The following is a 22,677-nucleotide window of genomic DNA, read 5'->3' as shown; positions in this document are numbered from 1 at the left end:
CTCCTTAAGATTGACTGGCGGCTGGGGCGGCAACTTTTACCGGGGTGTCCGGGCGCACCTTCGGCAGGCCCTCGACGATCACCCGATCACCGGCGCTGATGCCGGAAACAATCACCCAGCGGCCTTTGGCCGTATGCCCGGTAGTGACCTGACGCATCCGCGCCACGCCGCCTTCATCAACCACGTAAACAAAGGTGCCGCCAGGGCCTTGGGCAATCGCGCGCTCAGGCAGAGTCATGGCGTTGGGAATACTCAGGCCCTTGACCTGCACACGGACGAACTGACCCGGCAATAGCGTCTGCTCTGGGTTAGGCACCACCGCGCGCGCGCTGACGGTGCCGGTGCCGCGATCAATCAGGCTGTCGGTGAAATCCACCTTGCCTTCCAGCGGATAGACGCTGCCGTCACCGAGGGTAATCTGCACGCCCATCTTGCCGTCTTCCGGCAGCACCAGGCTGCCGTTCTGCAGGCCACTGCGCACACTCTCCACATCGGAATCAGGGGCGGCGAAGTTGACGTAGATCGGATCCAACTGAGTAATGTTACTCAGCAGGCTGGCACTTGGATCACCGGCCACCATCAGGCTGCCTTCGGAGACAGTTTCCTTACTGGTGATGCCGGAGATCGGCGCTTTTACCGTGGTGTAATCGAGGTCGATCTGCTTGGACTGCACTTCGGCCTCGGCGGCCTGGATATTCGCCTTGCTCTGCTCGAAGTTGGAGACGGCATTGTCCAGCTCGCTTTCGCTGGCAAAGCCCTTTTTCTGCAACTCGCGGATACGTTTGAGATCACGCTCAGTTTGACGGTAACGCGCCTGTTCCTGCGCCAAAGCACCCTTGGCACGGCTCAGCGCGGCCTGATAGGTGCGCGGATCGATGCGAAACATTACCTGGCCTTTCTTGACCTGGCTGCCTTCCAGATAGGTGCGTTCCTGCAGAATGCCACTGACCTGGGCCCGCACCTGCACTTCACGGAAACCGGCAGTGCGCGCGGAGTATTCAAGCTCCAGCGGCAGTGCCTCGGCCTTGACGGTTTCGACCACCACCTCGGGCGCTGGCGGAGCATCGGCGGCAAACAGCGGAGCGGCCAAAAAAGCCAACAGCAAGGAACCGGCAGTAACCGGCAAGCGACGAGGAAAAAGCATGGGTGTCTCCGAAAAAACGCAAGGCGCGACGTTTGAGACCGGCAATGCTAGATACATACACAAGTGTTTGTAAATAGAACATTACCCTTAAGTTCATTACACTTTGTGCTCAGCCTAGCCAGAAATACGCCTGTTGCCATGCGCCGAACCAAACAAGACGCCGAGAGAACCCGCTGCGCCATCCTAGAGGCCGCCGAAGCGCTGTTTCTGGAAAAAGGCGTGGCGCACACTAGCCTTGAGCACATCGCCCGGCATGCAGGGGTGACGCGCGGCGCGGTGTATTGGCACTTTGCCAACAAGGCTGACCTGTTCAATGCCATGCTCAATCAGGTACGCCTGCCGCCGGAACAGCTGGCCGAACGTATGCGTGGCTGCCCCGAACACGATCCACTGCAGACCTTGCGTGAGCTGTGTATTGAAGCCATCGAAAACCTGGCCCGCGAGCCGCAGAAGAAGCGCATCTTCACCATTCTGCTGCGCAAGTGTGAGTTCACCGAAGAACTGCGCGAGGCCGAAGAGCGCCAAGAAGCCTTTATCAACCTGTTTATCGCGCTCTGCGAGCAGCAATTCAACACGCCGTCAGTGCGCCTGCGCCTGCATGCCGGGCTGACACCACGCCTGGCCGCGCGTACCGTGCATGCACTGCTGATTGGTCTGTTCTACGACTGGTCGCGCGACCCCAACCTGTTCGACCCGCTCAGCGATACCGCACCGATGATCGACGCCTGCTTTCGTGGGCTGATCCGCGACTGGCCAAACCCGGCTGTGCTTACGCCAGGCTAACGCCGTAGCCCTGCTCGACGATGGCGACCATCAACTGATCAACCGGAACGCTGCTGCTCACCCGCACTTCACCGCCGGGAAACTTCACTTTCACATCAGCCGCCGGGTCACAGGCCAACAGCGCCTCGGTGATGGTCTTGACGCAATGCTGGCAGGTCATGCCATCAACCCGGAATGCGTGAACCTGAGATACCTGCATAAACAACCTCCTATATAAATAAGTCGCCATGGTAAACGGATAACTGAGTGTTGGCCTTGCCATAAGGGTAAGGTCAAGGGATAAAAAATCACCGGAAGTTACTCTCAACGCCGCGCAGCGACGACCCGCAGGGTGACGGCCAAGGGTGCAACGCCATAAAAAATCGCAGGGCGCGATTTTTAACGTCGCGCAACAACGGCCCGTGGGGTGACGGCCATGGATGGCAGCCATAAAACAACGCTTGACCTTACCCACATGGCAAGGTTGATCCTGTGCTGGAACTCAATGGAGGACCTCTCATGTCCAGCCTCACCACCTTCAACCTGCCCATCAGCGGCATGACCTGCGCCAGCTGCGCCGGGCGGGTCGAGCGCGCTCTGGCCAAGGTGGCCGATGTCGCCAGCGTCAGCATCAACCTGGCCAGTGAACAGGCGCGCGTCGAAGCGCCTGCCGACAGCCTGGAACAACTGGTTAATGCCGTCAGTGCGGCCGGGTATGAGGTGCCCAGCGAGCGCCTGGAGCTGGCTCTTTCCGGCATGACCTGCGCCAGCTGTGCAGGGCGTATCGAACGTGCCCTGGCGCAGCAACCGGGGGTGCTTTCGGTCAGCGTCAACCTGGCCAGCGAACGGGCGCAGCTGCAGGTGCTGCGTGTCACTGATCACAGCACTCTACTGCAAGCCGTCAGTCATGCCGGCTATAGCGCCAGCCTGCTGGACGATACAGCCCAGGCCCAGCCAACGGCTAAGCAGCATCTGCAGCGCGAACGCTGGGCGCTGCTACTGGCCATTGTGCTGACAGTACCGCTGGTCATCCCCATGCTTGTCGAACCCTTCGGCCTGCACTGGATGCTGCCGGCGTGGCTGCAGTTTGCACTGGCCACACCCGTGCAATTTATCTTCGGCGCGCGTTTCTACCGCGCAGCCTGGAGTGCCCTGCGCGCCCGTGCGGGGAATATGGATCAGCTGGTGGCCATCGGCACCAGCGCCGCCTATGGCCTAAGCCTCTATCAATGGGCGGCAAGCCCGACTGGCAGCATGCCGCATCTGTATTTCGAAGCCTCAGCGGTAATTATCACGCTGATTCTGCTCGGCAAATACCTCGAAAGCCGCGCCAAACGCCAGACCAGCAGCGCCATCCGCGCCTTGCAGGCCCTGCGTCCGGAACGCGCCCTGCGCCTGCAGGGCGGCGTCGAGCAATGGGTAGCGCTGGCTGAGCTGCAGTTGGGCGACACCATCGTGGTCAAGCCTGGCGAGCGCTTCCCGGTCGATGGCGTGGTAAAGGAAGGCCAGAGCGATGCCGATGAAGCGCTGATCAGCGGCGAAAGCCTGCCGCAACCCAAACAACCGGGTGACAGCGTCACTGCTGGAGCGATCAACGGTGAAGGCCGCTTACTGATCGAAACCACCGCGCTCGGTGCCGAAACCGTGTTGTCGCGCATCATCCGCCTAGTCGAAGATGCCCAGGCGGCCAAGGCGCCGATCCAGAAACTGGTGGATAAAGTCAGCCGTATTTTCGTCCCCAGCGTATTGCTGATCGCCCTGGCCACTCTGGTGACCTGGCTGCTGCTCGGCGCCAGTATTGAGACAGCGCTACTCAACGCGGTGGCCGTACTGGTGATTGCCTGCCCCTGCGCCCTTGGCCTGGCGACCCCCACTGCCATCATGGCCGGCACCGGCGTGGCTGCGCGCCACGGCATTCTGATCAAGGACGCTGAAGCCTTGGAAGTCGCTCATTCAGTAACGCTGGTGGCCTTCGATAAGACCGGCACGCTGACCTCCGGCTCGCCACGCATCGCCCACATGCAGGCTGTCGACGGCGACGCCACGCAATTGCTGCAACTGGCCGGCGCCCTGCAACGCGGCAGTGAACATCCCCTGGCCAAGGCGGTACTGGACCAATGCGCCGAACAGCAGCTGACACTGGCCGAGGTCAGCGACAGCCAAGCCTTGGCCGGACGCGGTATCGCCGGAAAAATTGGCGATCGGCAGTTGGCCCTGGGCAATAAGCGCCTATTGGAAGAACACTGGCTGCAAAACCAGACACTGATCGCCGAAGCGTTGGCTTGGGAGGCTGAAGGCCGCACCCTGTCCTGGCTGATGGAGCTTGCACCGCAACCCCAGGTACTGGGCCTGTTTGCCTTTGGTGACACGCTCAAGGAGGGTGCGGCAGAGGCCATCAGTGCACTGAGCGCGCAAGGCATCACCAGTCACCTAATCAGTGGCGACAACAAAGGCAGCGTAAATTCAGTGGCACAGGCACTGGGTATTAAGGCCGCGCACGCTGAAGTGCTGCCAGCAAACAAAGCGGCGATCATCACTGAGTTGAAGAAGGACGCCGTTGTAGCCATGGTCGGTGACGGCATCAACGATGCCCCGGCGCTGGCGGCAGCGGATGTCGGCATCGCCATGGGCAGCGGTACCGATGTGGCCATGCACGCGGCCGGTATTACCTTGATGCGCGGCGACCCACGGCTGGTGGCCGATGCCCTGGATATCAGCCGGCGGACCTACAACAAAATCCGCCAGAACCTGTTCTGGGCCTTCGCCTATAACCTGGTCGGCATTCCGTTAGCGGCCGCCGGCCTGCTCAACCCGATGCTGGCCGGCGCAGCCATGGCGCTTTCCAGCGTCAGCGTGGTGAGTAATGCGTTACTGCTAAAAACCTGGAAACCCAAAGACCACGAATAGGCCGCAGGGCAGGAGACGACGATGAATATCGGCCAAGCTGCGAAAAAAACCGGCCTTAGCGCCAAGATGATCCGCTACTACGAAAGCATCGACCTGCTGCCCGAGGCTGGCCGTACCGACAGCGGCTACCGTCAGTACAGCCCACAGGACCTGCATCGCCTGGCCTTCATCAAACGCTCGCGCGATCTCGGCTTCTCCCTAGCCGAAGTCAGCCAGCTACTGGCCCTGTGGCAGGACCGCCAGCGCGCCAGTGCCGATGTGAAAGCCCTCGCCGCCACGCATATCAGCGAGCTGGAACGCAAGATCAGCGAACTCAGCGGCCTGCGCGACACGCTCAAGGATTTGATGGACAACTGCCAGGGCAACGACCGCCCGGACTGCCCGATCCTCAAGGATCTGGAGTCCGGCTGCTGCCATTAAAACAGGCAAACCGTAGGGTGGATCACGCCTCACCCATCCACTAGCAGCGACCCCGTGGTGGATGAAAAGAGCTTCAGCTACGCGCCCCGCCTCACCCTACAACACCTGCTGCAACGCCCGACAATCCACGGCGAAATGATCAACCAGCTCCGGCCAGGGATTTTCCGCCAGATTGACCAGCACGCTGCGCGCGCCAGCCGCGCGAGCGCATTCCAGGTCGAAACGGTAATCGCCGACCATCACCAGCTCACTCGGCGCCACCTGCCAGGTTTTGGCGAAATGCAGCAAGCCGCCCGGGTCAGGCTTGGGCGGTGCTTCATCGCGGCCGATCACGTCCGGCACGGCAAAGCAGTCATCCAGGCCAATGGCGCGCAGGGTCAACAACGCCAGTTCATGAGCATTGCGGGTGAGGATGCCAAGCCGGCAACCACGCCCGTGCAGCTCGCGTACCAGTTCAATCGCCCCAGGCGCCGGTTCAGCAGTCAGCGCCAGTTCGCGCTCGTGCTCCAGCAGCCAGGCATGCTTGGCCGCAGCCAGCGCTTCCGGCAGCGCCGCCAAATGGCTGAGGATGTCGTCCTCAAGGGGAATATCCAGCGCCCGCTTGATGGCCTCGAAGTCGTGCACCGCCAGGGTCAGGGTGCCGTCCATATCGAAGACCCAGTGCTTCGCACTGCGCAAAGTCATTTCCAATCCTCACGCACGCGGGTCAGACCTTCCTGGGCGACCGATGCAACCAGCTGGCCCTGACGATTGAAGATGCTGCCACGAGAGAATCCACGGGCATTACCGGCCCAGGGGCTGTCCATGCTGTACAACAGCCAGTCGTCCATACGCAGATTGCCGTGGAACCACAGCGAGTGGTCGAGACTGGCGACCTGCATAAACTTCTGCCACACCGATACGCCGTGCGGCAGCATCGAAGTGGTCAGCAGGTTGAAGTCGCTGGCGTAGCCCAGCAGATATTTGTGCAGCTGCGGATCATCCGGCAGCTCGCCCGCAGCGCGAAACCACACATGTTTGGCCGGCTCACTGGGTTTGGGCGCAAAGGGATTGCCGACGGTTACCGGGCGGATTTCGATTGGCTTGTCGCTCACCGCCCGCTCGCGCATGCGCTCCGGCAAGGCATCGACCACCAGGCGCGCCAGCTCGGTTTCCGATTTCAATTCTTCCGGCCCCGGCACTTCTGGCATCAGATTCTGGTGATGAAAGCCTTCTTCATCGGACTGGAACGATGCGCTGCAGGTAAAGATCGGTTTGCCCTTCTGAATCGCCGTGACCCGCCGCGTGCTGAAGCTGCCGCCATCACGCACACGCTCAACCTGATAAACCACTGGCAACGTGGCATCGCCGGGGCGCAGGAAGTAGCCGTGCATAGAATGCACATGCCGCGCAGTATCTACCGTCTGACTGGCCGCCGAAACGCACTGCCCCAGAACCTGGCCACCATACAACTGGCGAAAACCGAGATCCTGGCTGACGCCACGAAACAGATTCTCTTCGATGGTTTCCAGGGTCAGCAGGGCGACCAACTCATTCAACACCTGACTCATGCATGCTCTCCTGTAAACGCACCTGACTGGGGGCGAGATGGTAAAGACTTTGCCAACACTTGTCGGCCCGACTGAAAGATGGATGCGGACAATAATGGCAGCATTCTGGCCAATCGGGAGCCAGACTTGAGGCTTGGGCAGCCATGCCGCCATACTCGCCGCATCTCCGCTCGAGCACGCTCCCATGCGTCTGCCGCTGGTCTACCACGACGATTACAGCCCGCCCTTCCCGACCGGCCACCGCTTCCCCATGGAGAAGTTCCGCCTGTTACGCGATCACCTCGTCGGCAGCGGCCTGAGCACCGACGCCGAGCTGCTACGCCCCGACCTGTGCCCAACGGACGTACTCGCCCTGGCTCACTGCCCGGCCTATATCCAGCGTTTCGCCAGCGGCGAACTGGCTTATGAAGAGCAGCGCCGCCTCGGCCTGCCCTGGAGCGCCGCTCTGGCGCAACGCACTATTCGCGCCGTGGGCGGCTCGCTGCTGGCCGCCGAACAAGCCCTGCAGCATGGCCTGGCTTGCCACCTGGCTGGCGGTACCCACCATGCGCATTACGACCATCCGGCCGGCTTCTGCATCTTCAATGACCTGGCGGTGATCAGTCAGTACCTGCTGGCCAGTGGCAAGGCCCAACGCGTGCTGATCTTCGACTGCGACGTGCACCAGGGCGACGGCACCGCGCGCCTGCTGGAAAACACCCCGGAGGCGATCACCGTGTCGCTGCACTGCGAAAAGAATTACCCGGCACGCAAAGCCGCCAGCGACTGGGATATTCCCCTGCCCAACGGTATGGGCGATGACGACTACCTCAAGGTGGTCAACGACACCCTCAACTACCTGCTGCCGCTCTATCAGCCGGACATCGTGTTGTACGACGCTGGCGTCGATGTGCACCAGCACGATGCCCTCGGCTACCTTAACCTGACGGATGCCGGCATCGCCGCCCGTGATGAAGCCGTGCTCAACCACTGTCTGAGCCGCGATATCCCGGTGGTCGGACTGATCGGCGGCGGCTACGACAAGGACCGCATGGCCCTGGCCCAGCGCCACGGCATTCTGCATCACAGCGCGGCAAAGGTCTGGCAAACGCACGGGCTGGGATAAAAGAGCTACATGCGCTGTCACATCGCGCATCTCCACGACCACGGAATATCACACAGCATGTACACAAAACTCAGAACACTGCCGGCCCTGCTGGCCGCACTGGCATTCGGCACGGCCGCACACGCCGACGACACACTGCAGTCGCTGGTGGACGCCACCATCCGCCCGGTGATGGCGGAATACGACATCGCCGGCATGGCCGTGGCGATCAGCCAAAACGGTCAGGCACACTACTTCAACTATGGCGTGGCGCGGCTGGACGACCAGCAGCCCGTGACCAGCGATACCCTGTTTGAAATCGGCTCGCTGAGTAAACCGTTAACCGCCACCCTCGCTGCCCTGGCGCAGACCACCGGCAAGCTGACCCTGATGGACAGCGCCGGCCAACACTGGCCCGAGCTGCGCGGCAGCCAGCTGGAGCATACCAGCCTGCTCAACCTCGGAACCTACACCGCCGGTGGGCTGCCGCTGCAGTTCCCCGACAACGTGACCGACCCAGCCAGCATGCTCACCTATTACCGCCAGTGGCAGCCAGAGCATATTGCCGGCACTCACAGACGCTATTCCAACCCCAGCATTGGCCTGCTCGGCTACCTCGCCGCGCGCAGCATGGGCCAGCCGTTCCCCGCGCTGATGGAGGGCACGCTGTTCCCCGCACTAGGCATATCGCACAGCTATATCCTGGTGCCGGCGGCGCAGATGCCGAGCTATGCCTACGGCTACAGCAAGGACAACCAGCCGCTGCGCGTCTCACCAGGGATGCTCGACGCCGAAGCCTACGGGGTGAAAACCAACGCCAAGGACATGCTGCGTTTTGTCCAGGCCAACATCAGCCCTGCTGGCCTAAACCCTGACCTGCAGCACGCTATCGGCATTACCCACGCCGGTTATTACCGCGTTGGCGAAATGACTCAGGGCCTCGGCTGGGAGCGCTACCCCTACCCGATCAGCCTGGAGCGCCTGCAAGCTGGCAATTCCCCAGCCATGGCCTTGGAGTCACAACCCGCCACGCGCCTGCTACCACCCGAGTTTGAGCCGAGCGACAGCCTGTTCAATAAAACCGGCTCAACCGGCGGCTTCGGCGCCTACGCCGTATTTGTCCCCAGCCAGAACCTCGGCCTGGTTATGCTGGCCAACAAGAACTACCCCAACGCGGCCCGAATCAAGGCCGCCTACGCCATACTGAGCGCGCTGGATAAACACGCCACCACACACTGAATGGAATACCGTCATGGATGACTCGTTTGCCCTGAACAAAGCCAACTGGAACGAGCGCGCCGCCTTGCATGCAGCCTCGCCCGATTACCAGATTCAGCTATTTATCGCCTCACCCGAGCACTTATCCGAGGTGGTGCGTTTTGACCTGCCGCGCCTCGGCGATATCAGCGGCCTGCGCGCGGTGCACCTGCAGTGCCATATCGGCACCGACACCCTGTCGCTGGCCCGCCTGGGCGCACAGATGACGGGGCTGGACTTTTCCTCCGCCTCGCTGGAGCAAGCCGGAAAACTGGCGAGCAGCTGCGGTGAGCACATCGAATTTGTCGAAGCCTCGGTCTACGACGCCGCCAAGGTGCTCGGCGCGCACTCGTTTGACCTGGTCTACACCGGCATTGGCGCACTGAACTGGCTGCCGCAGCTTGATGACTGGGCGCGCAATGTCGCGGCCCTACTCAAGCCAGGCGGACGCCTATTTCTGCGCGAAGCCCACCCCGTGCTGATGACACTCGACGAAGACTGTCAGCATGCCCTGCAGATCACCCAACCGTACTTCGAACATAGCGAGCCGATGGTCTGGGATGACGAGAACACCTACGTAGCAACCGACACCACGCTTAAGGCCACCATCACCCACGAATGGAACCACGGCCTGGGCGAAATCATTACGGCGCTGCTGCGCCACGGCATGCGCCTGACGGCCCTGGAAGAGCACACCAGCCTGCCCTGGGAAGCCCTGCCGGGCCAGATGAGCCTGGGCGAGGATGGTGAGTGGCGGCTGGACAACCAGCCGGAAAGACTGCCGTTGAGCTACACGCTGCTGGCAGTCAAGGTCGGCTAAACCCGTGGCGTTGAGCGCAGCGATACCCATCGGCAGGTATCGCTGCGACGCCAGGAGAGTCATAGATGGCGCGATGCTCAACCTGCGCGGCCCGACCCATCCTGCGCATCGGTTACTCCGCCAGCACCTTATCCAGCGCCTGCTCCAGAGTCGCCACGGTGCGGTCGATATTGCCCAGCTTGTCCAGGCCGAACAGCCCCAGGCGGAAGGTCTGGAAATCCGCCGGTTCGTCGCATTGCAGCGGTACGCCGGCCGCGATTTGCAGGCCTAAGGCGGCGAATTTGCTGCCGTTCTTGATATTGCCATCGGTGGTGTAGCACACCACTACGCCTGGAGCCTCGAAGCCTTCCGCGGCAACGCTTTTAAAGCCTTTGCTGGCCAGCAAGGCACGCACACGCTCGCCAAGTTCCTGCTGCTGGTTGCGTACGGTGGCAAAGCCGATGGCTTCTGCCTCACGCATGGCATCGCGAAAACGCGCCAGGGCATCGCTTGGCATGGTGGCGTGGTAGGCGTGGCCGCCCTGCTCATAGGCCTGCATGATCTGCAGCCACTTCTTCAGGTCGCAGGCAAAGCTGGTGCTCTGGGTGGCTTCGACGCGGGCCTGGGCGGCCTCGCTGAGCATCACCAGAGCACAACACGGCGAGGCGCTCCAGCCTTTCTGCGGTGCGCTGATCAGCACGTCGATACCACAGGCCTGCATATCCACCCAGAGGGTGCCGGAAGCGATGCAATCGAGCACAAACAGGCCGCCGACCGCATGCACAGCATCCGCCACGGCGCGCAGGTAGCCGTCTGGCAGAATCATGCCGGAAGAGGTTTCCACATGCGGGGCGAACACCACCTGCGGTTTTTCCGCAGCGATTACTGCCAGCACATCGACCAGCCGTGGCGGGGAGAACGCCGCCTGGCTGCCCTCAGCGACCGGGCGAGCCTTGAGCACAATCGATTCAGAGGGGATCTGGCCCATCTCGAAAATCTGCGTCCAGCGGTAACTGAACCAGCCATTGCGCAGCACCAGGCACTTCTGCCCGGTGGCCAGCTGACGCGCCACCGCTTCCATGCCATAGGTACCGCTACCGGGCACGATGGCCATGGCGTGGGCGTTGTAGACCTGTTTCAGGGTGCTGGAAATATCCTTCATCACGCCCTGAAACGACTGCGACATGTGGTTGAGGGAGCGGTCAGTGTAGACCACCGAGTATTCGATCAGGCCGTCGGGGTCGATGCTGGGGTAGAGGTCAGACATAAGGGGCTCCAGTCAGAAATTCTGACTGCGACCCTGCCCGAAGCCGGGGCAAATGACAAGGCAGACGCCGCCTCGGTTAGAATGCGCGGCCACACCCCACGCCGAAACCGCCATGAACAGTGCCTTGCCAAAGCCCGCTCCACGCGTTGCCATTATCGGCGGCGGCCCTGCCGGGCTGATGGCCGCTGAAGTTCTGTCCCAGGGCGGTGTGCAGGTCGATCTTTACGACGGTATGCCTTCGGTCGGCCGCAAGTTCCTCCTGGCTGGTGTGGGCGGCATGAATATCACTCACTCCGAGGCCAAGCCGGCCTTTGTCGCCCGCTATGGCCAGCGCCAAGCAGAAGTGGCCGAGCTGCTGCAGGATTTCGATGCCGACGCCCTGCGCGCCTGGATTCATGGGCTGGGGATCGACACCTTTGTCGGCACCTCGGGCCGGGTATTCCCCAGCGATATGAAAGCCGCACCGCTGCTGCGCGCCTGGCTTAAGCGCCTGCGCGAGCTGGGGGTGCAGATCCATACCCGACATCGCTGGCTGGGTTGGGATACGCAAGGCGCGCTGCGTATTGCCTCACCTGCCGGCGAACGCACAGTTAATACTGACGCCACCCTGTTGGCACTGGGCGGCGGCAGCTGGGCGCGGCTGGGCTCGGATGGCGCTTGGGTCAGCCTGCTGCAAAACCGTGGCGTGCAGATCGCGCCCTTGCAAGCAAGCAACTGCGGCTTTGATGTCAGCGTCTGGAGCCCGTTTCTGCGTGACAAGTTCGCCGGCGCACCGCTGAAAAACGTCAGCCTCAGCCTGACGGGCGTAGAGCCCCGCCTGGGCGAGTTTGTACTGACTACCAGCGGCATCGAAGGCAGCCTGGTGTATGCCCTGTCGGCCGCTATTCGCGAAACGATTAACCAGCGCGACAGCGCCACCGTCCATCTAGACCTGCTGCCACAAACGCCGCTGACCAAGCTGCAGACAGCCCTGAGCAAGCCGCGCGGCTCGCAGTCGATGGCCAAACACCTGCATCGCCAGGCAGGGATCGACGGGGTCAAAACCGCCTTGCTGCGCGAGCTGGCCAGCGCGGATGTGTTTAATGATCCGGCGCTGCTAGCCAGTGCAATCAAGTCCCTGCCGATCACCCTGATCCGCCCACGGCCACTGGATGAAGCCATTAGCACAGCCGGCGGCGTGCCCTTCGAGCAGCTGGACGACAAGCTGATGCTCAAGGCGCTGCCTGGCATCTTCTGCGCCGGAGAAATGCTCGACTGGGAGGCGCCCACCGGCGGCTACCTGCTGACCGCCTGCTTTGCCAGCGGCCGCCGCGCCGCGCAGGGCATGCTCGAGTGGCTGCCACACACCAGATAACCCCACACGGCGTACCTCAAGCGACTATGCTTGGGAAAACCGTCATAGAGCGGTGTTCTTCCACGCGCACAGGTACTCTCTAGCCGTGATTCCACTAGTGGTCTGCGACGACTCGAACATGGCGCGCAAGCAGTTGATTCGCGCCCTGCCGCCCGAATGGCCGGTGACCATCAGCCAGGCCACCAATGGTCAGGAAGCCTTGGCCGCGCTTCGCCAGGGGCTGGGCCAGGTGATGTTACTGGACCTGACCATGCCAGTGCTCGACGGCTACGAAACCCTTGCGGCCATGCGCGCCGAGGGTCTGGCCTGCAAGGTCGTAGTGGTCTCCGGCGACGTCCAGGATGAAGCCGTACGCCGGGTCAAGGAACTCGGTGCACTGGCCTTTATCAAGAAGCCCGCCGACCCCGATATTCTGCGCAGCACCCTGCTCGAACTCGGCTTGTTCGACCCCAAAGCTACGCCTGGCGCCGTGGCCCAGGCAGCGCTGCTCGATGAGCTAAAGGTTAACTTCCGCGATGCCCTGCGCGAGATCACTAACGTCGCCATGGGGCGCGCCGCCGCGCTGCTGGCCAAAGCACTCGGCGTGTTCGTGCAACTGCCGGTGCCGCAGGTGAACATCTTCGAAGTCAGCGAACTGCACATGACCCTCACCGACGCCATGCATGGCGAGCGCATGAGCGCGGTATGCCAAGGTTTTATCGGTGATGGCATCGCCGGCGAATCGCTGCTGCTGTTCCATGACTCGGAAGTTTCCGACATGGCGCGCCTGCTCAAATGGCAGCCGAAAGATGATCTGGAAACCTCGGAAATGCTTCTGGATCTGGCCAGCATTCTGATCGGCGCCTGCCTGGCTGGGATTGCCGAACAGATCGACGTGCGTTTTTCTCAGGGACATCCGCAACTGCTCGGTCAGCATTCCTCCATCGAGCAACTGATTCACCTCAATCAGCGCCGCTGGAAGAAAACCCTGGCGGTGGAGGTCAGCTACAGCCTGGAGGCGAACAACATTCACTTCGACCTGTTGCTGCTGTTTACCGAAGACTCAATCAAACGCCTGACCAACAAGATCAACTACCTGATGAACTAGGCGGTACGTCCATGCCCGCACAGATAGATATTAAAGAAGTGCATTGGCTGCTCGACATCGTGCAGTGCATCGACGTTGGCGTCATCGTGCTCGACCGCCAGTACCAGGTCGAGGTATGGAACAGCTTTATGGAAAACCACTCCGGCATGGGCCCGGATGAGGTGCACGGCAAAAACCTGTTCAGCCTGTTCCCAGAGATCAACGAGGTTTGGTTAAAACGTAAGGTCGATACGGTGGTGCAACTCGGCACCCGCGCGTTCAGCCTGTGGGAGCAGCATCCGTACCTGATGCACTTCAAGAACTACCAGCCGATCACCGGGCAGGAAGACTTTATGTACCAGAACGTCACCCTGCTGCCCCTGGCGGGTGCCACCGGTGAGGTCGAGCACATCTGCGTAGTAATTTACGACATGACCGCAGCTGCGACCCACAAGAAGCAGCTGGCAGCAGCCCAAGCTGCCGCGCAAGCCGTCCCGCAAACCTAAAGCTACTTGGTAAATTTACCCGGCTTACCTGCTTTACCACCAAAGCTCGGCACCTTGCGCACGGCTTTGACCGATGGGGCGGCCGGCTCGTCAGCCTCCATCCAGCGCCCCAGGCTACCGCCCTTGCCGCCGCCGACCACTTTCGGCTTCTTGGCTTTCTTCGGCTTTTTCACCACCTGGCCACCGGGCAGCGTCTGTGGCACGCGGTGATCTGGGATAAAGTCCGGCTCGTCGATACGCTGCAGCACCTGCTGGGTCAGGGTTTCAATGGCCGAGAGCAACTGCACCTCATCGGCGCAGACCAGTGAAACCGCCTGCCCTGTGGAGCCCGCCCGCCCGGTACGACCGATGCGGTGCACATAATCCTCGGCAACAATCGGCAGATCAAAATTCACCACCAGCGGCATGGTGTCGATATCCAGACCACGGGCCGCCACATCGGTGGCCACCAGCACCTTGACCTCACCATCCTTGAAGCGCTGCAGGGCGCGCTGGCGCGTGGCCTGGGGTTTGTCACCGTGAATCGAGTCGGCACTGATGCCGTGGCGCTGCAACTCGCCCTCCAGCTCATCAACACCCTTGCGAGTTTTCACGAAGACCAACGCCTGACTCCAGCGCTTGGCCTGATACAGATGCAGAAACAGCTCGCTCTTGCGCTTCTTGTCCACCGGGATCAGCCACTGCTTGACCGACTTGGCAGCGGCGTTGCGCGGGCTGACCTCGATGCTCAGCGGGTCATTGAGCATTTCGCCGGCCATGCTACGGATCGCTTCGGAGAAGGTCGCGGAGAACAGCAGGGTCTGGCGCTTTCTCGGCAGTGCGCGGAACACGCTCTCCAACTCGTTGGCAAAACCCAGGTCGAGCATGCGGTCGGCTTCATCCAGCACCAGGGTTTGCACCTGATTGAACTTCACCGCGTTCTGCCGGAACAGGTCGAGCAAGCGGCCGGGGGTGGCCACCAGCACGTCCACGCCTTTACGCAGCTTCATCATCTGCGGGTTGATGCTGACCCCGCCATACACCGCATAACTGCGCAGCGGCAGGTGCTGGCCGTAGGTGATAAAGCTCTGCAGCACCTGCTCAGCCAGCTCGCGGGTCGGCACCAGCACCAGTGCGCGCACCGAGTTGCTCGCCACCTCTGGGCCTTCCATCATCAGCCGCTGTAACACAGGCAGGGCAAAGCCGGCGGTCTTGCCGGTGCCGGTTTGCGCAGCGGCCATCAGATCGCGACCGTGCAGGACCGGCACAATGGCCTGGGCCTGTACGGCGGTGGGGGTTTTGTAGTCGAGGCTGTCGAGGGTACGCAGCAGAGGCTCGATCAGGCCGAGGGAGGCAAACGTCATAGGGCTAACCGCTGAAATAAGTCGATGGGGCAGAGTTTATCCTGCCTGGGCGCAGACGGCCCGGTTGTCTTCAGCAGGCCATCAAATACAAAGCCCGGATAAATCCGGGCTTTGGCAGCGAACGTAAATACGCTAGATCAGAACCTGCTTACGATCTCGCGAGCTAGAGCCATGCAAGGCAAAAACAGGCGAGGAAGCGGAGTTTACTGGTGTAAATGAGCATTCTGAGCCTGTTTTTAACGCAGCAGGGCCGACGCGCAGCAGATCGTCAGCAGGTTCTCAGGGCTTGTGCGGACGCGCGAGAAACTCATGCGATTGCATTTCCAGCAAGCGGCTGAGGGTGCGCTGGAACTCGAAGGTCAGGCGACCGCCGGTGTAGAGGTCTTTCAGCTCTACTTCGGCGGAGATGATCAGCTTGACGTTACGGTCGTAGAACTCGTCCACCAGGTTGATAAAGCGCCGCGCCATATCATCCTTGGCGGTGCTCATCTGTTCGACGTTGGACAGCAGTACGGCATGGAAAATCTTGCCCAACTCGATGTAGTCGTTCTGGCTGCGTGGGCCGTCGCACAGCTCGCGGAAGTCGAACCAGCCCACGTCATCACCGACCTTGCGCGCAACGATGGCGCGGTTCTCGACCATTAGCGGCTCGTTTTCCTGCACCACACAGTGCTCAGGCAGCAGGCTGGAGAAACTCTTCTGCAGGCTCTCTTCAGCGGCAGCATCCAGCGGCCAGTGGAATAGCTCAGCCTGCTCCAGAGCGCGCAGGCGGTAGTCGATGCCGCTGTCGACGTTGACGATTTCGGTGTGCTGCTTGAGCAGGGCAATCGCCGGCAGGAAGCGCGCGCGCTGCAGGCCGTCCTTGTACAGGCCGTCTGGCACGATATTGGAGGTCGCGACCAGGCTGACACCGTTCTTGAACAACTCTTCCATCAGGGTGGCGAGGATCATCGCATCGGTAATGTCGCTGACGAAGAACTCGTCAAAGCAGATCACCCGCGCCTCATCGGCAAAACGCTTACCGATAATGGTCAGCGGGTTCTTCTCGCCCTTGAGGCTGCGCATTTCTTCATGCACGCGCTTCATAAAGCGGTGGAAGTGCGTGCGCACCTTGCGCTCGAACGGCAGCGAATCGAAGAAGGTGTCGACCAGGTAGGTCTTGCCGCGCCCGACGCCGCCCCAGAAATACAGGCCCTTGACCGGCCCCTGCGGCTTCTTGCCGAACAGCTTGCCGAACACGCCTGCGCTGCCTTTGTCTGCGGCGACCAGATCGTCATACAGGCGCTGCAGATGACGCACCGCAGTTTCCTGGGCGGCGTCATGAAAAAATTCAGGGCGTTTAAGGTCAGCCTGGTAGCGTTCTAAGGGCGTCATAAATTCGTTAGCCGGGCAAGTAAAACGGGGGCGTTACTTTAGCGACGCCCCCGTTGATTGGCAATCGGCCAGCACGGCTGGCGGGCGGAAATCCGATTAATGCACCGCCCAACGCGTTACTCCGCTGGCGCGAGAGCCTCACGCAGACGCTGAATAGCTGCCTGACAGGCGCTGCTATCAGGGAATGCCGGGCTTTGCGCCACGCATTCATCGTCCAACCAGACGCCGAAGCCACCGTCCTGCTCGCGAACATCCAGTGCTTCGCCGGACTGTAGACGCTTGTTAACCATGCCTGCCGCTTTGCCATCGGCAAAGGACTTGGACAGCAACAGCTGCTCGCCGGAGGCATCCAGCAGGCGGAAGCGGAAGCTACCGTCGTCGTCACGGAAGCTGACAAAACGTGCGCTCTTGCCAGCTTTCTTCTTCTCACCCGCCGTGTTGACGGCCTGGCTGCGGAAGGAGCGCAGACCAACAGCCTCACGCAGCTCACCGAGAAACGGCGTGGCCGTCTTGCGCGCCTTGGCGGCACCGGCCAGGAGGATATCTTCCAGGTCGGCCGGCGAGCTGATCAGCGCGTGATACCGCTCGCGGGCTTCGCCCAACTCGGCTTCCAGCAGGTTGCACAGCGCCTGCTTGGCTTCGCCCCAGGCCATACCGCCCTCCAGCGCAGCACGGAAGTCCGCCTGCTGGGTCGGTGCAGCAAAAGCCTGATAAAGAGTGAACAGGTGCGAGCTGTCCGGGTCTTTCGGCTCGCCCGGCAGTTTGGAGTCAGTTACGACCCGCGCTACGGCATCCTTGAGCTGCTTGGCACTACCGAACAACGGAATGGTGTTGTCGTAGCTTTTGCTCATCTTGCGCCCGTCGAGGCCCGGCAAGGTCGCCACGTCTTCCTCGATCACCGCCTCAGGCAGGGTGAACAGCTCCTTGCCATTGCCGAACAGGTGGTTAAAGCGCTGGCCAATATCGCGAGCCATTTCCACGTGCTGAATCTGGTCACGGCCGACCGGCACCTTGTGCGCGTTGAACATCAGAATGTCCGCGGCCATCAGCACCGGGTAGCTGAACAGGCCCATGGTGATCCCTGCGTCCGGGTCCTCGCCCTGCTCGATGTTCTTGTCCACCGAAGCCTTGTAGGCGTGGGCGCGGTTCAGCAGGCCCTTGCCGGCTACGCAGGTGAGCAACCAGCACAGCTCGGGAATCTCGGGGATGTCCGACTGACGGTAGAAGGTTGCCTTATCGGTATCCAGGCCCAGCGCCAGCCAGGTAGCGGCGATTTCCAGGCGTGAACGTTGGATACGCGCCGGCTCATCACACTTGATCAGCGCGTGGTAGTCGGCCAGAAAGTAGAACGAATCCGCATCGGCAGCGCGGCTGGCAACGATAGCCGGGCGAATCGCGCCCGCGTAGTTGCCTAGGTGCGGCGTGCCGGTGGTGGTGATGCCGGTAAGGATACGAGTGGTCATAACGTTCGCTTATTGGGGCTCAATCAGTTCAGAGACGCGGCAGCAGCAGATCCTTGAGATCCGTTAACTTGCCGTGAAAAAAGTGGCCGCATTCTGCCACTTTCAGCAGCTCATGGGCACGCCCGAGTGCCGCCGACCACTGGTAAACCACTTGTGGATCGATCACTTCGTCGTCCTCGGGCTGAATCAGGACCAGCGGGCAATTGCTGGCTGGGGGGCTTTCTTCAGTAAGGCGATGCACTGCCGGTGCCACCATAAACAGCTTGTCGAGCGTTACGCCCTGGGCTTCCAGCCGCGCGCCGAGGGCGGCGGCGACAAAGCCGCCAAAGGAAAAGCCCAGCAAGGTCAGCGGTAACTCGGGGTGCTGCGCGCGCAGCCAGTTGGCCACGGCCTCGGCATCATCCACCTCACCACAGGCCATATCGTGGCTGCCGGCGCTGGCGCCGACACCACGGTAATTAAAGCGCAACGTGGCCAGGCCACTGTCGCGGGCAGTGCGCTGCAGGGTGGAGACCACCTTGTTGAGCATGGTGCCGCCCTGCACCGGGTTGGGGTGACAGATCAGCGCTACGCCACGGGCGTCGGGGGCATCCAGCCACAGGGCTTCGAGTTGGCCGCTCGGGCCAGCAATCATCAGAGGGGTTTCGCGGGTGAGCAACAGGGAACTCCGTGACCTCGCAGTGGGTCGACTCGTCTAGCTGACAGCCTGCGCCGCACACAACACCGCAAACGTTTCGGCATTGCATTGCGGTATACAGCGCAGGTTCGAGCCGTTAACGTAAAGCAAAGCCGTTTAGAGAGGAAGGACTCGTGGAACAGACGCTCACCGCCTGGCTGCTACCCGCCATTACCCTGGTTGCCGGCATTGCCATTGGCTTCCTGATTGCTCGCCTGGCCCCCAATGCAGCCCCAAGCCGCACCCAGCGCCAGCTGGACGAAATGCAGGAGCGCTTTGACACCTATCAGAGTGAGGTGGTCAGCCACTTCAATACCACCGCCAGCATGGTAAAGAAGCTCACCCAGAGCTATCAGGACGTGCAGGAACACCTGTCCGACGGTGCCAACCGCTTGGCCCTCGACGAGCTAACCCGCCAGCGCCTGCTTGCAGCCTTGCATACTGAGGATGCCAGCGAGAAACGCGAGCGCCTGACACCGCCGAAAAACAATGAAATGCCCAAGGACTACGCGCCGAAAAGCGCCGATGTACCGGGTATGCTCGATGCTAGCTACGGCTTGAAGAACAAGTAATAGCCGCTGACTCGGTCGCTTCGGCGACCAAGCAGCCAATAAAAAGCCCCGCACTAGGCGGGGCTTTTTATTGGGCAGCAAGTTCGTTTAGAGCCTGCTTACGAGCTTGCGAGCTAGAGTCCTGCAAGGCAAAAACAGGCGAGGAAGCGGAGTGGGCTCGCACACCAGTGTACTTTTGTACATGAGCATTACTCGTTTCACTCGCCCTTCGGGTCGCGCTGAAGCGCGCTGGCCGCACGCGGCCAGCCGAGCCTGTTTTTAACGCCGCAGGGCCGACGCGCAGCTGATCGTAAACAGGGTCTTAGATCGCGCCACGCTCGCGCAGCAGAGCCAGCACTTGCTTAACGCCCTCTTCCACCGACACTGACTGCGTATCGATCACCAGATCGGCATTCAGCGGCACGTCATATGGGAAGGACTCGCCTGGGATATTGTCACCACCGGCGGCATACAGCCCTTGCGGATCACGCTCAGCGCAAACCTGCGGGGACGCCTGCACGTAGACGGTGATCAAGCGCTCGGCACCGATCAACGCCTTGGCCTGCTCACGGCCTTCGGCATCCGGCGCAACGAATGCAGCCAGGGTCAGCAGGCCAGCTTCGTTGAACTGACGTGCAACGTGAGCGGCGCGGCGCCAGTTTTCGGTACGCCCGGCGCGATCCTGCGGCAAGCCCTTGTTCAAGTCATGACGCAGATTCTGCCCATCCAGCACATACACCGCACGGCCCATGTCGAACAGCTTGCGCTCCACCGCGTAGGCCAGGGTGCTCTTGCCAGCGCCCGACAGGCCGCTGAACAACACGGTGGCAGGCTGCTGACCGAAGCGTGCGGCACGCTCCTCGGTGGACACGTGGGCCAGCGCGCCGTGGTGGCTCACGGAACCTTTGGCGCCCAATGGCTCGGCGATGATCATGCCTGCACCGACAGTGCCGTTGGTCAGGCGGTCGATGATGATAAAGGAACCAGTGGTGCGGTTGTGCGCATAGCCGTCCAGCGCAATCGGTGCATCCAGGGCAATGCGCACCTGGCCAATTTCGTTGAGTTGCAAGCTGCTCGCTGCGCCCTCTTCGAGGGTATTTACATCAACCCGGTGAGCGATGCTGGCAATCGAGCCTGGCACATAACTGGTAGCGCGCTTGATGTCATATTTCTTGCCCGGCAGCATCGGCTCTTCAGCCATCCACACCAGCATGGCATCAAAGCTGTCACTGATCTGTGGGCGGTTGTCGCCATGCACCAGCATGTCGCCGCGCGATACGTCGATCTCATCTTCCAGAGTGATGGTGATCGCCTGACCTGGACCGGCCTGCTCCAGCTCACCTTCAAAGGTGACGATGGATTTGACCTTGCTGCCCTTGCCCGACGGCAGCGCGATGACTTCGTCACCTTTGCGCACAATGCCGCTGGCCAGGGTGCCGGCGAAGCCACGGAAGTTCAGATTCGGCCGATTGACGTACTGCACCGGGAAGCGCAGGTCGTCAAAATTACGGTCGCCTGCCACTTCCACGGTTTCGAGAATTTCCATCAGCGACTGGCCGGTGTACCAAGGCGACTGCTCGCTCTTGTTGACCACGTTGTCGCCCTTCAGCGCCGACATCGGCACGAAGTGCATCGAGCTTGGTTTGAAGGCAATGCCTTCGACAAACTTCAGGTAATCGGCCTTGATCTGCTCAAATACGCCCTGATCGAAGCCTTTGAGGTCCATCTTGTTGACCGCAATGACGATGTGCTTGATGCCCAGCAAGGAGGCAATAAAGCTGTGGCGTTTGGTCTGGGTCTGCACACCGTAACGGGCGTCGATCAGAATGATCGCCAGGTCACAGTTGGATGCGCCGGTGGCCATGTTGCGGGTGTACTGCTCATGGCCGGGGGTGTCGGCGATGATGAACTTGCGCTTGGTGGTGCTGAAATAACGGTAGGCCACATCAATGGTGATGCCCTGCTCGCGCTCGGCTTGCAGGCCGTCGACCAGCAGTGCCAAATCGACCTCTTCACCCGTGGTGCCGGATTTTTTCGAGTCTTTGGTGATGGCGTCCAAATGGTCTTCATAGATCATCTTGGAGTCATGCAGCAGGCGGCCGATCAGGGTGCTTTTGCCGTCATCGACGTTGCCGCAGGTAAGAAAGCGCAGCAACTCTTTACGCTCGTGCTGGCCGAGGTAGGCGAGGATGTCCTCACTGATCAAATCGGATTGGTGCGACATATTAAAAGTACCCCTGACGTTTCTTCTCTTCCATCGAGCCGGAGGAGTCATGGTCGATGACTCGGCCTTGGCGCTCAGAGGTTTTGGCCAACAGCATTTCCTGAATAATCTCCGGCAAGCTGGTTGCCGTGGACTCCACCGCACCGGTCAGCGGGTAGCAGCCGAGGGTACGGAAGCGCACCATCTTTTTATGGATGCTGGCTTTCTGCTCTGGAGTGAGGTGTTCGAGGATGCGCTCGTCGTCGATCATGATCAGCGCGCCGTTCATCTCGATCACTTCGCGCTCTTCGGCGAAATACAGCGGCACGATCGGGATGCTTTCTAAATAGATGTACTGCCAGATATCCAGCTCAGTCCAGTTGGACAGCGGGAATACCCGGATCGACTCGCCCTTTTTGACGTTGCCGTTGTACACATTCCACAGCTCGGGACGCTGATTCTTCGGGTCCCAGCGGTGCTTGCTGTCGCGGAAGGAGTACACGCGTTCTTTGGCGCGGGACTTCTCTTCATCGCGGCGCGCGCCACCGAAGGCGGCGTCGAAACCATACTTGTCCAGCGCCTGCTTGAGGCCCTCGGTCTTCATCACGTCGGTGTGCTTGGCACTGCCGTAGGTGAAGGGGTTCATGTCCTGCGCCACGCCATCGGGGTTGGTGTGGGTGATCAGGTCCAGACCGTACTCGTTAACCATCTTCTCGCGGAAGCTGTACATCTCCTGAAACTTCCAGCGGGTATCGACGTGCATCACCGGGAACGGCAGCCTGCCAGGGAAGAACGCCTTGCGTGCCAGGTGCAGCATCACGGCGGAGTCTTTACCGATGGAATAGAGCATTACCGGGTTGTCGAATTCGGCGGCCACTTCACGAATGATGTGGATACTTTCCGCCTCCAGCTGTTTCAGGTGGGTCAGTTTATCGAGCATGGCTACTCACG

General features: G+C 61.2%; 21 protein-coding genes. 10 read left to right on the top strand and 11 right to left on the bottom strand.

Features of this window, described 5'->3' with window-relative positions:
• Nucleotides 1–4: 4 nt before the first annotated feature.
• Nucleotides 5–1,144: an efflux RND transporter periplasmic adaptor subunit gene (locus ACIGEK_RS19055; protein ID WP_397494818.1), complete on the bottom strand. Its 1,140-nt coding sequence runs from the start codon at nucleotides 1,142–1,144 to the stop codon at nucleotides 5–7.
• Nucleotides 1,145–1,282: 138 nt separating this feature from the next.
• On the opposite strand from ACIGEK_RS19055, the gene ACIGEK_RS19050 reads away from it, so the two are divergent.
• Nucleotides 1,283–1,927: a TetR family transcriptional regulator gene (locus ACIGEK_RS19050; RefSeq protein WP_397494817.1), complete on the top strand. Its 645-nt coding sequence runs from the start codon at nucleotides 1,283–1,285 to the stop codon at nucleotides 1,925–1,927.
• On the opposite strand, the gene ACIGEK_RS19045 is transcribed toward ACIGEK_RS19050, so the two are convergent.
• Nucleotides 1,914–2,126, bottom strand: a complete 213-nt coding sequence (locus tag ACIGEK_RS19045) for a heavy-metal-associated domain-containing protein (RefSeq protein ID WP_397494816.1) — start codon at nucleotides 2,124–2,126, stop codon at nucleotides 1,914–1,916. The genes ACIGEK_RS19050 and ACIGEK_RS19045 overlap by 14 nt on opposite strands.
• Nucleotides 2,127–2,425: 299 nt before the next feature.
• Here ACIGEK_RS19045 and ACIGEK_RS19040 point away from each other — a divergent pair, with 299 nt between their 5' ends.
• Complete coding sequence (locus tag ACIGEK_RS19040; RefSeq protein WP_397494815.1) at nucleotides 2,426–4,813, top strand: heavy metal translocating P-type ATPase; 2,388 nt, start codon at nucleotides 2,426–2,428, stop codon at nucleotides 4,811–4,813.
• Nucleotides 4,814–4,834: 21 nt separating this feature from the next.
• Nucleotides 4,835–5,233 carry a Cu(I)-responsive transcriptional regulator gene (cueR, locus tag ACIGEK_RS19035; RefSeq protein ID WP_397494814.1) on the top strand — a complete coding sequence of 133 codons (399 nt, stop codon included), beginning with the start codon at nucleotides 4,835–4,837 and terminating at the stop codon, nucleotides 5,231–5,233.
• 96 nt (nucleotides 5,234–5,329) lie between these two features.
• Here the strand turns inward: cueR and ACIGEK_RS19030 are convergent, their stop codons facing one another.
• Nucleotides 5,330–5,917, bottom strand: coding sequence for an HAD family hydrolase (locus ACIGEK_RS19030; RefSeq protein ID WP_397494813.1), 588 nt, complete (start codon nucleotides 5,915–5,917; stop codon nucleotides 5,330–5,332).
• On the bottom strand, nucleotides 5,914–6,783 hold the full coding sequence (gene tesB, locus ACIGEK_RS19025; RefSeq protein WP_397494812.1) for an acyl-CoA thioesterase II: 870 nt from the start codon (nucleotides 6,781–6,783) through the stop codon (nucleotides 5,914–5,916). Before tesB ends, ACIGEK_RS19030 begins: the two co-directional genes overlap by 4 nt.
• A 184-nt stretch (nucleotides 6,784–6,967) precedes the next feature.
• Between tesB and ACIGEK_RS19020 the strand changes: the two genes are divergently transcribed.
• From ACIGEK_RS19020 to ACIGEK_RS19010, 3 genes are read left to right on the top strand one after another with little or no spacing between them, the layout of a single operon-like run.
• The gene (locus ACIGEK_RS19020) at nucleotides 6,968–7,888 is read left to right on the top strand and encodes a histone deacetylase (RefSeq protein WP_397494811.1); all 921 of its coding nucleotides are present in this window, start codon (nucleotides 6,968–6,970) and stop codon (nucleotides 7,886–7,888) included.
• A 57-nt stretch (nucleotides 7,889–7,945) separates the two neighbouring features.
• Nucleotides 7,946–9,106 carry a class C beta-lactamase gene (gene ampC, locus ACIGEK_RS19015; RefSeq protein ID WP_397494810.1) on the top strand — a complete coding sequence of 387 codons (1,161 nt, stop codon included), beginning with the start codon at nucleotides 7,946–7,948 and terminating at the stop codon, nucleotides 9,104–9,106.
• A 13-nt stretch (nucleotides 9,107–9,119) separates the two neighbouring features.
• Entirely contained in the window at nucleotides 9,120–9,944 is an 825-nt protein-coding gene (locus ACIGEK_RS19010) for a class I SAM-dependent methyltransferase (protein ID WP_397494809.1), read from the top strand.
• A 112-nt stretch (nucleotides 9,945–10,056) separates the two neighbouring features.
• Here ACIGEK_RS19010 and ACIGEK_RS19005 read toward each other — a convergent pair whose 3' ends face one another.
• Nucleotides 10,057–11,190 carry an aminotransferase class V-fold PLP-dependent enzyme gene (locus tag ACIGEK_RS19005; RefSeq protein ID WP_397494808.1) on the bottom strand — a complete coding sequence of 378 codons (1,134 nt, stop codon included), beginning with the start codon at nucleotides 11,188–11,190 and terminating at the stop codon, nucleotides 10,057–10,059.
• Nucleotides 11,191–11,302: 112 nt separating this feature from the next.
• On the opposite strand from ACIGEK_RS19005, the gene ACIGEK_RS19000 reads away from it, so the two are divergent.
• The 3 genes from ACIGEK_RS19000 (at nucleotide 11,303) to ACIGEK_RS18990 (ending at nucleotide 14,116) form a co-directional block, all read left to right on the top strand.
• Nucleotides 11,303–12,544 carry a TIGR03862 family flavoprotein gene (locus tag ACIGEK_RS19000; RefSeq protein WP_397494807.1) on the top strand — a complete coding sequence of 414 codons (1,242 nt, stop codon included), beginning with the start codon at nucleotides 11,303–11,305 and terminating at the stop codon, nucleotides 12,542–12,544.
• Between the two features lie 85 nt (nucleotides 12,545–12,629).
• Nucleotides 12,630–13,631, top strand: coding sequence for a response regulator (locus ACIGEK_RS18995; RefSeq protein WP_397494806.1), 1,002 nt, complete (start codon nucleotides 12,630–12,632; stop codon nucleotides 13,629–13,631).
• An 11-nt stretch (nucleotides 13,632–13,642) separates the two neighbouring features.
• Nucleotides 13,643–14,116: a PAS domain-containing protein gene (locus ACIGEK_RS18990; RefSeq protein WP_397494805.1), complete on the top strand. Its 474-nt coding sequence runs from the start codon at nucleotides 13,643–13,645 to the stop codon at nucleotides 14,114–14,116.
• A gap of 2 nt (nucleotides 14,117–14,118) precedes the next feature.
• Here the strand turns inward: ACIGEK_RS18990 and ACIGEK_RS18985 are convergent, their stop codons facing one another.
• The 4 genes from ACIGEK_RS18985 to ACIGEK_RS18970 all read right to left on the bottom strand — a co-directional run bounded on the left by ACIGEK_RS18985 (nucleotide 14,119) and on the right by ACIGEK_RS18970 (nucleotide 18,954).
• On the bottom strand, nucleotides 14,119–15,459 hold the full coding sequence (locus ACIGEK_RS18985; RefSeq protein WP_397494804.1) for a DEAD/DEAH box helicase: 1,341 nt from the start codon (nucleotides 15,457–15,459) through the stop codon (nucleotides 14,119–14,121).
• 279 nt (nucleotides 15,460–15,738) lie between these two features.
• On the bottom strand, nucleotides 15,739–16,833 hold the full coding sequence (zapE, locus tag ACIGEK_RS18980; protein WP_397494803.1) for a cell division protein ZapE: 1,095 nt from the start codon (nucleotides 16,831–16,833) through the stop codon (nucleotides 15,739–15,741).
• Between the two features lie 116 nt (nucleotides 16,834–16,949).
• Nucleotides 16,950–18,296 carry a tryptophan--tRNA ligase gene (locus tag ACIGEK_RS18975; RefSeq protein WP_397494802.1) on the bottom strand — a complete coding sequence of 449 codons (1,347 nt, stop codon included), beginning with the start codon at nucleotides 18,294–18,296 and terminating at the stop codon, nucleotides 16,950–16,952.
• Between the two features lie 28 nt (nucleotides 18,297–18,324).
• The gene (locus ACIGEK_RS18970; protein ID WP_397494801.1) at nucleotides 18,325–18,954 is read right to left on the bottom strand and encodes an alpha/beta hydrolase; all 630 of its coding nucleotides are present in this window, start codon (nucleotides 18,952–18,954) and stop codon (nucleotides 18,325–18,327) included.
• A 152-nt stretch (nucleotides 18,955–19,106) separates the two neighbouring features.
• On the opposite strand from ACIGEK_RS18970, the gene ACIGEK_RS18965 reads away from it, so the two are divergent.
• Nucleotides 19,107–19,544, top strand: coding sequence for a YhcB family protein (locus tag ACIGEK_RS18965; RefSeq protein WP_397494800.1), 438 nt, complete (start codon nucleotides 19,107–19,109; stop codon nucleotides 19,542–19,544).
• A gap of 301 nt (nucleotides 19,545–19,845) precedes the next feature.
• On the opposite strand, the gene cysN is transcribed toward ACIGEK_RS18965, so the two are convergent.
• Complete coding sequence (gene cysN, locus ACIGEK_RS18960; RefSeq protein WP_397494799.1) at nucleotides 19,846–21,747, bottom strand: sulfate adenylyltransferase subunit CysN; 1,902 nt, start codon at nucleotides 21,745–21,747, stop codon at nucleotides 19,846–19,848.
• A 1-nt stretch (nucleotide 21,748) separates the two neighbouring features.
• Nucleotides 21,749–22,666, bottom strand: a complete 918-nt coding sequence (gene cysD, locus ACIGEK_RS18955; protein WP_397494798.1) for a sulfate adenylyltransferase subunit CysD — start codon at nucleotides 22,664–22,666, stop codon at nucleotides 21,749–21,751.
• Between the last annotated feature and the right edge of the window lie 11 nt (nucleotides 22,667–22,677).

This window comes from Pseudomonas sp. NPDC079086 (assembly GCF_044542155.1).
GTDB lineage: Bacteria > Pseudomonadota > Gammaproteobacteria > Pseudomonadales > Pseudomonadaceae > Aquipseudomonas.
This window is presented reverse-complemented; position numbering and strand designations above follow the sequence as displayed.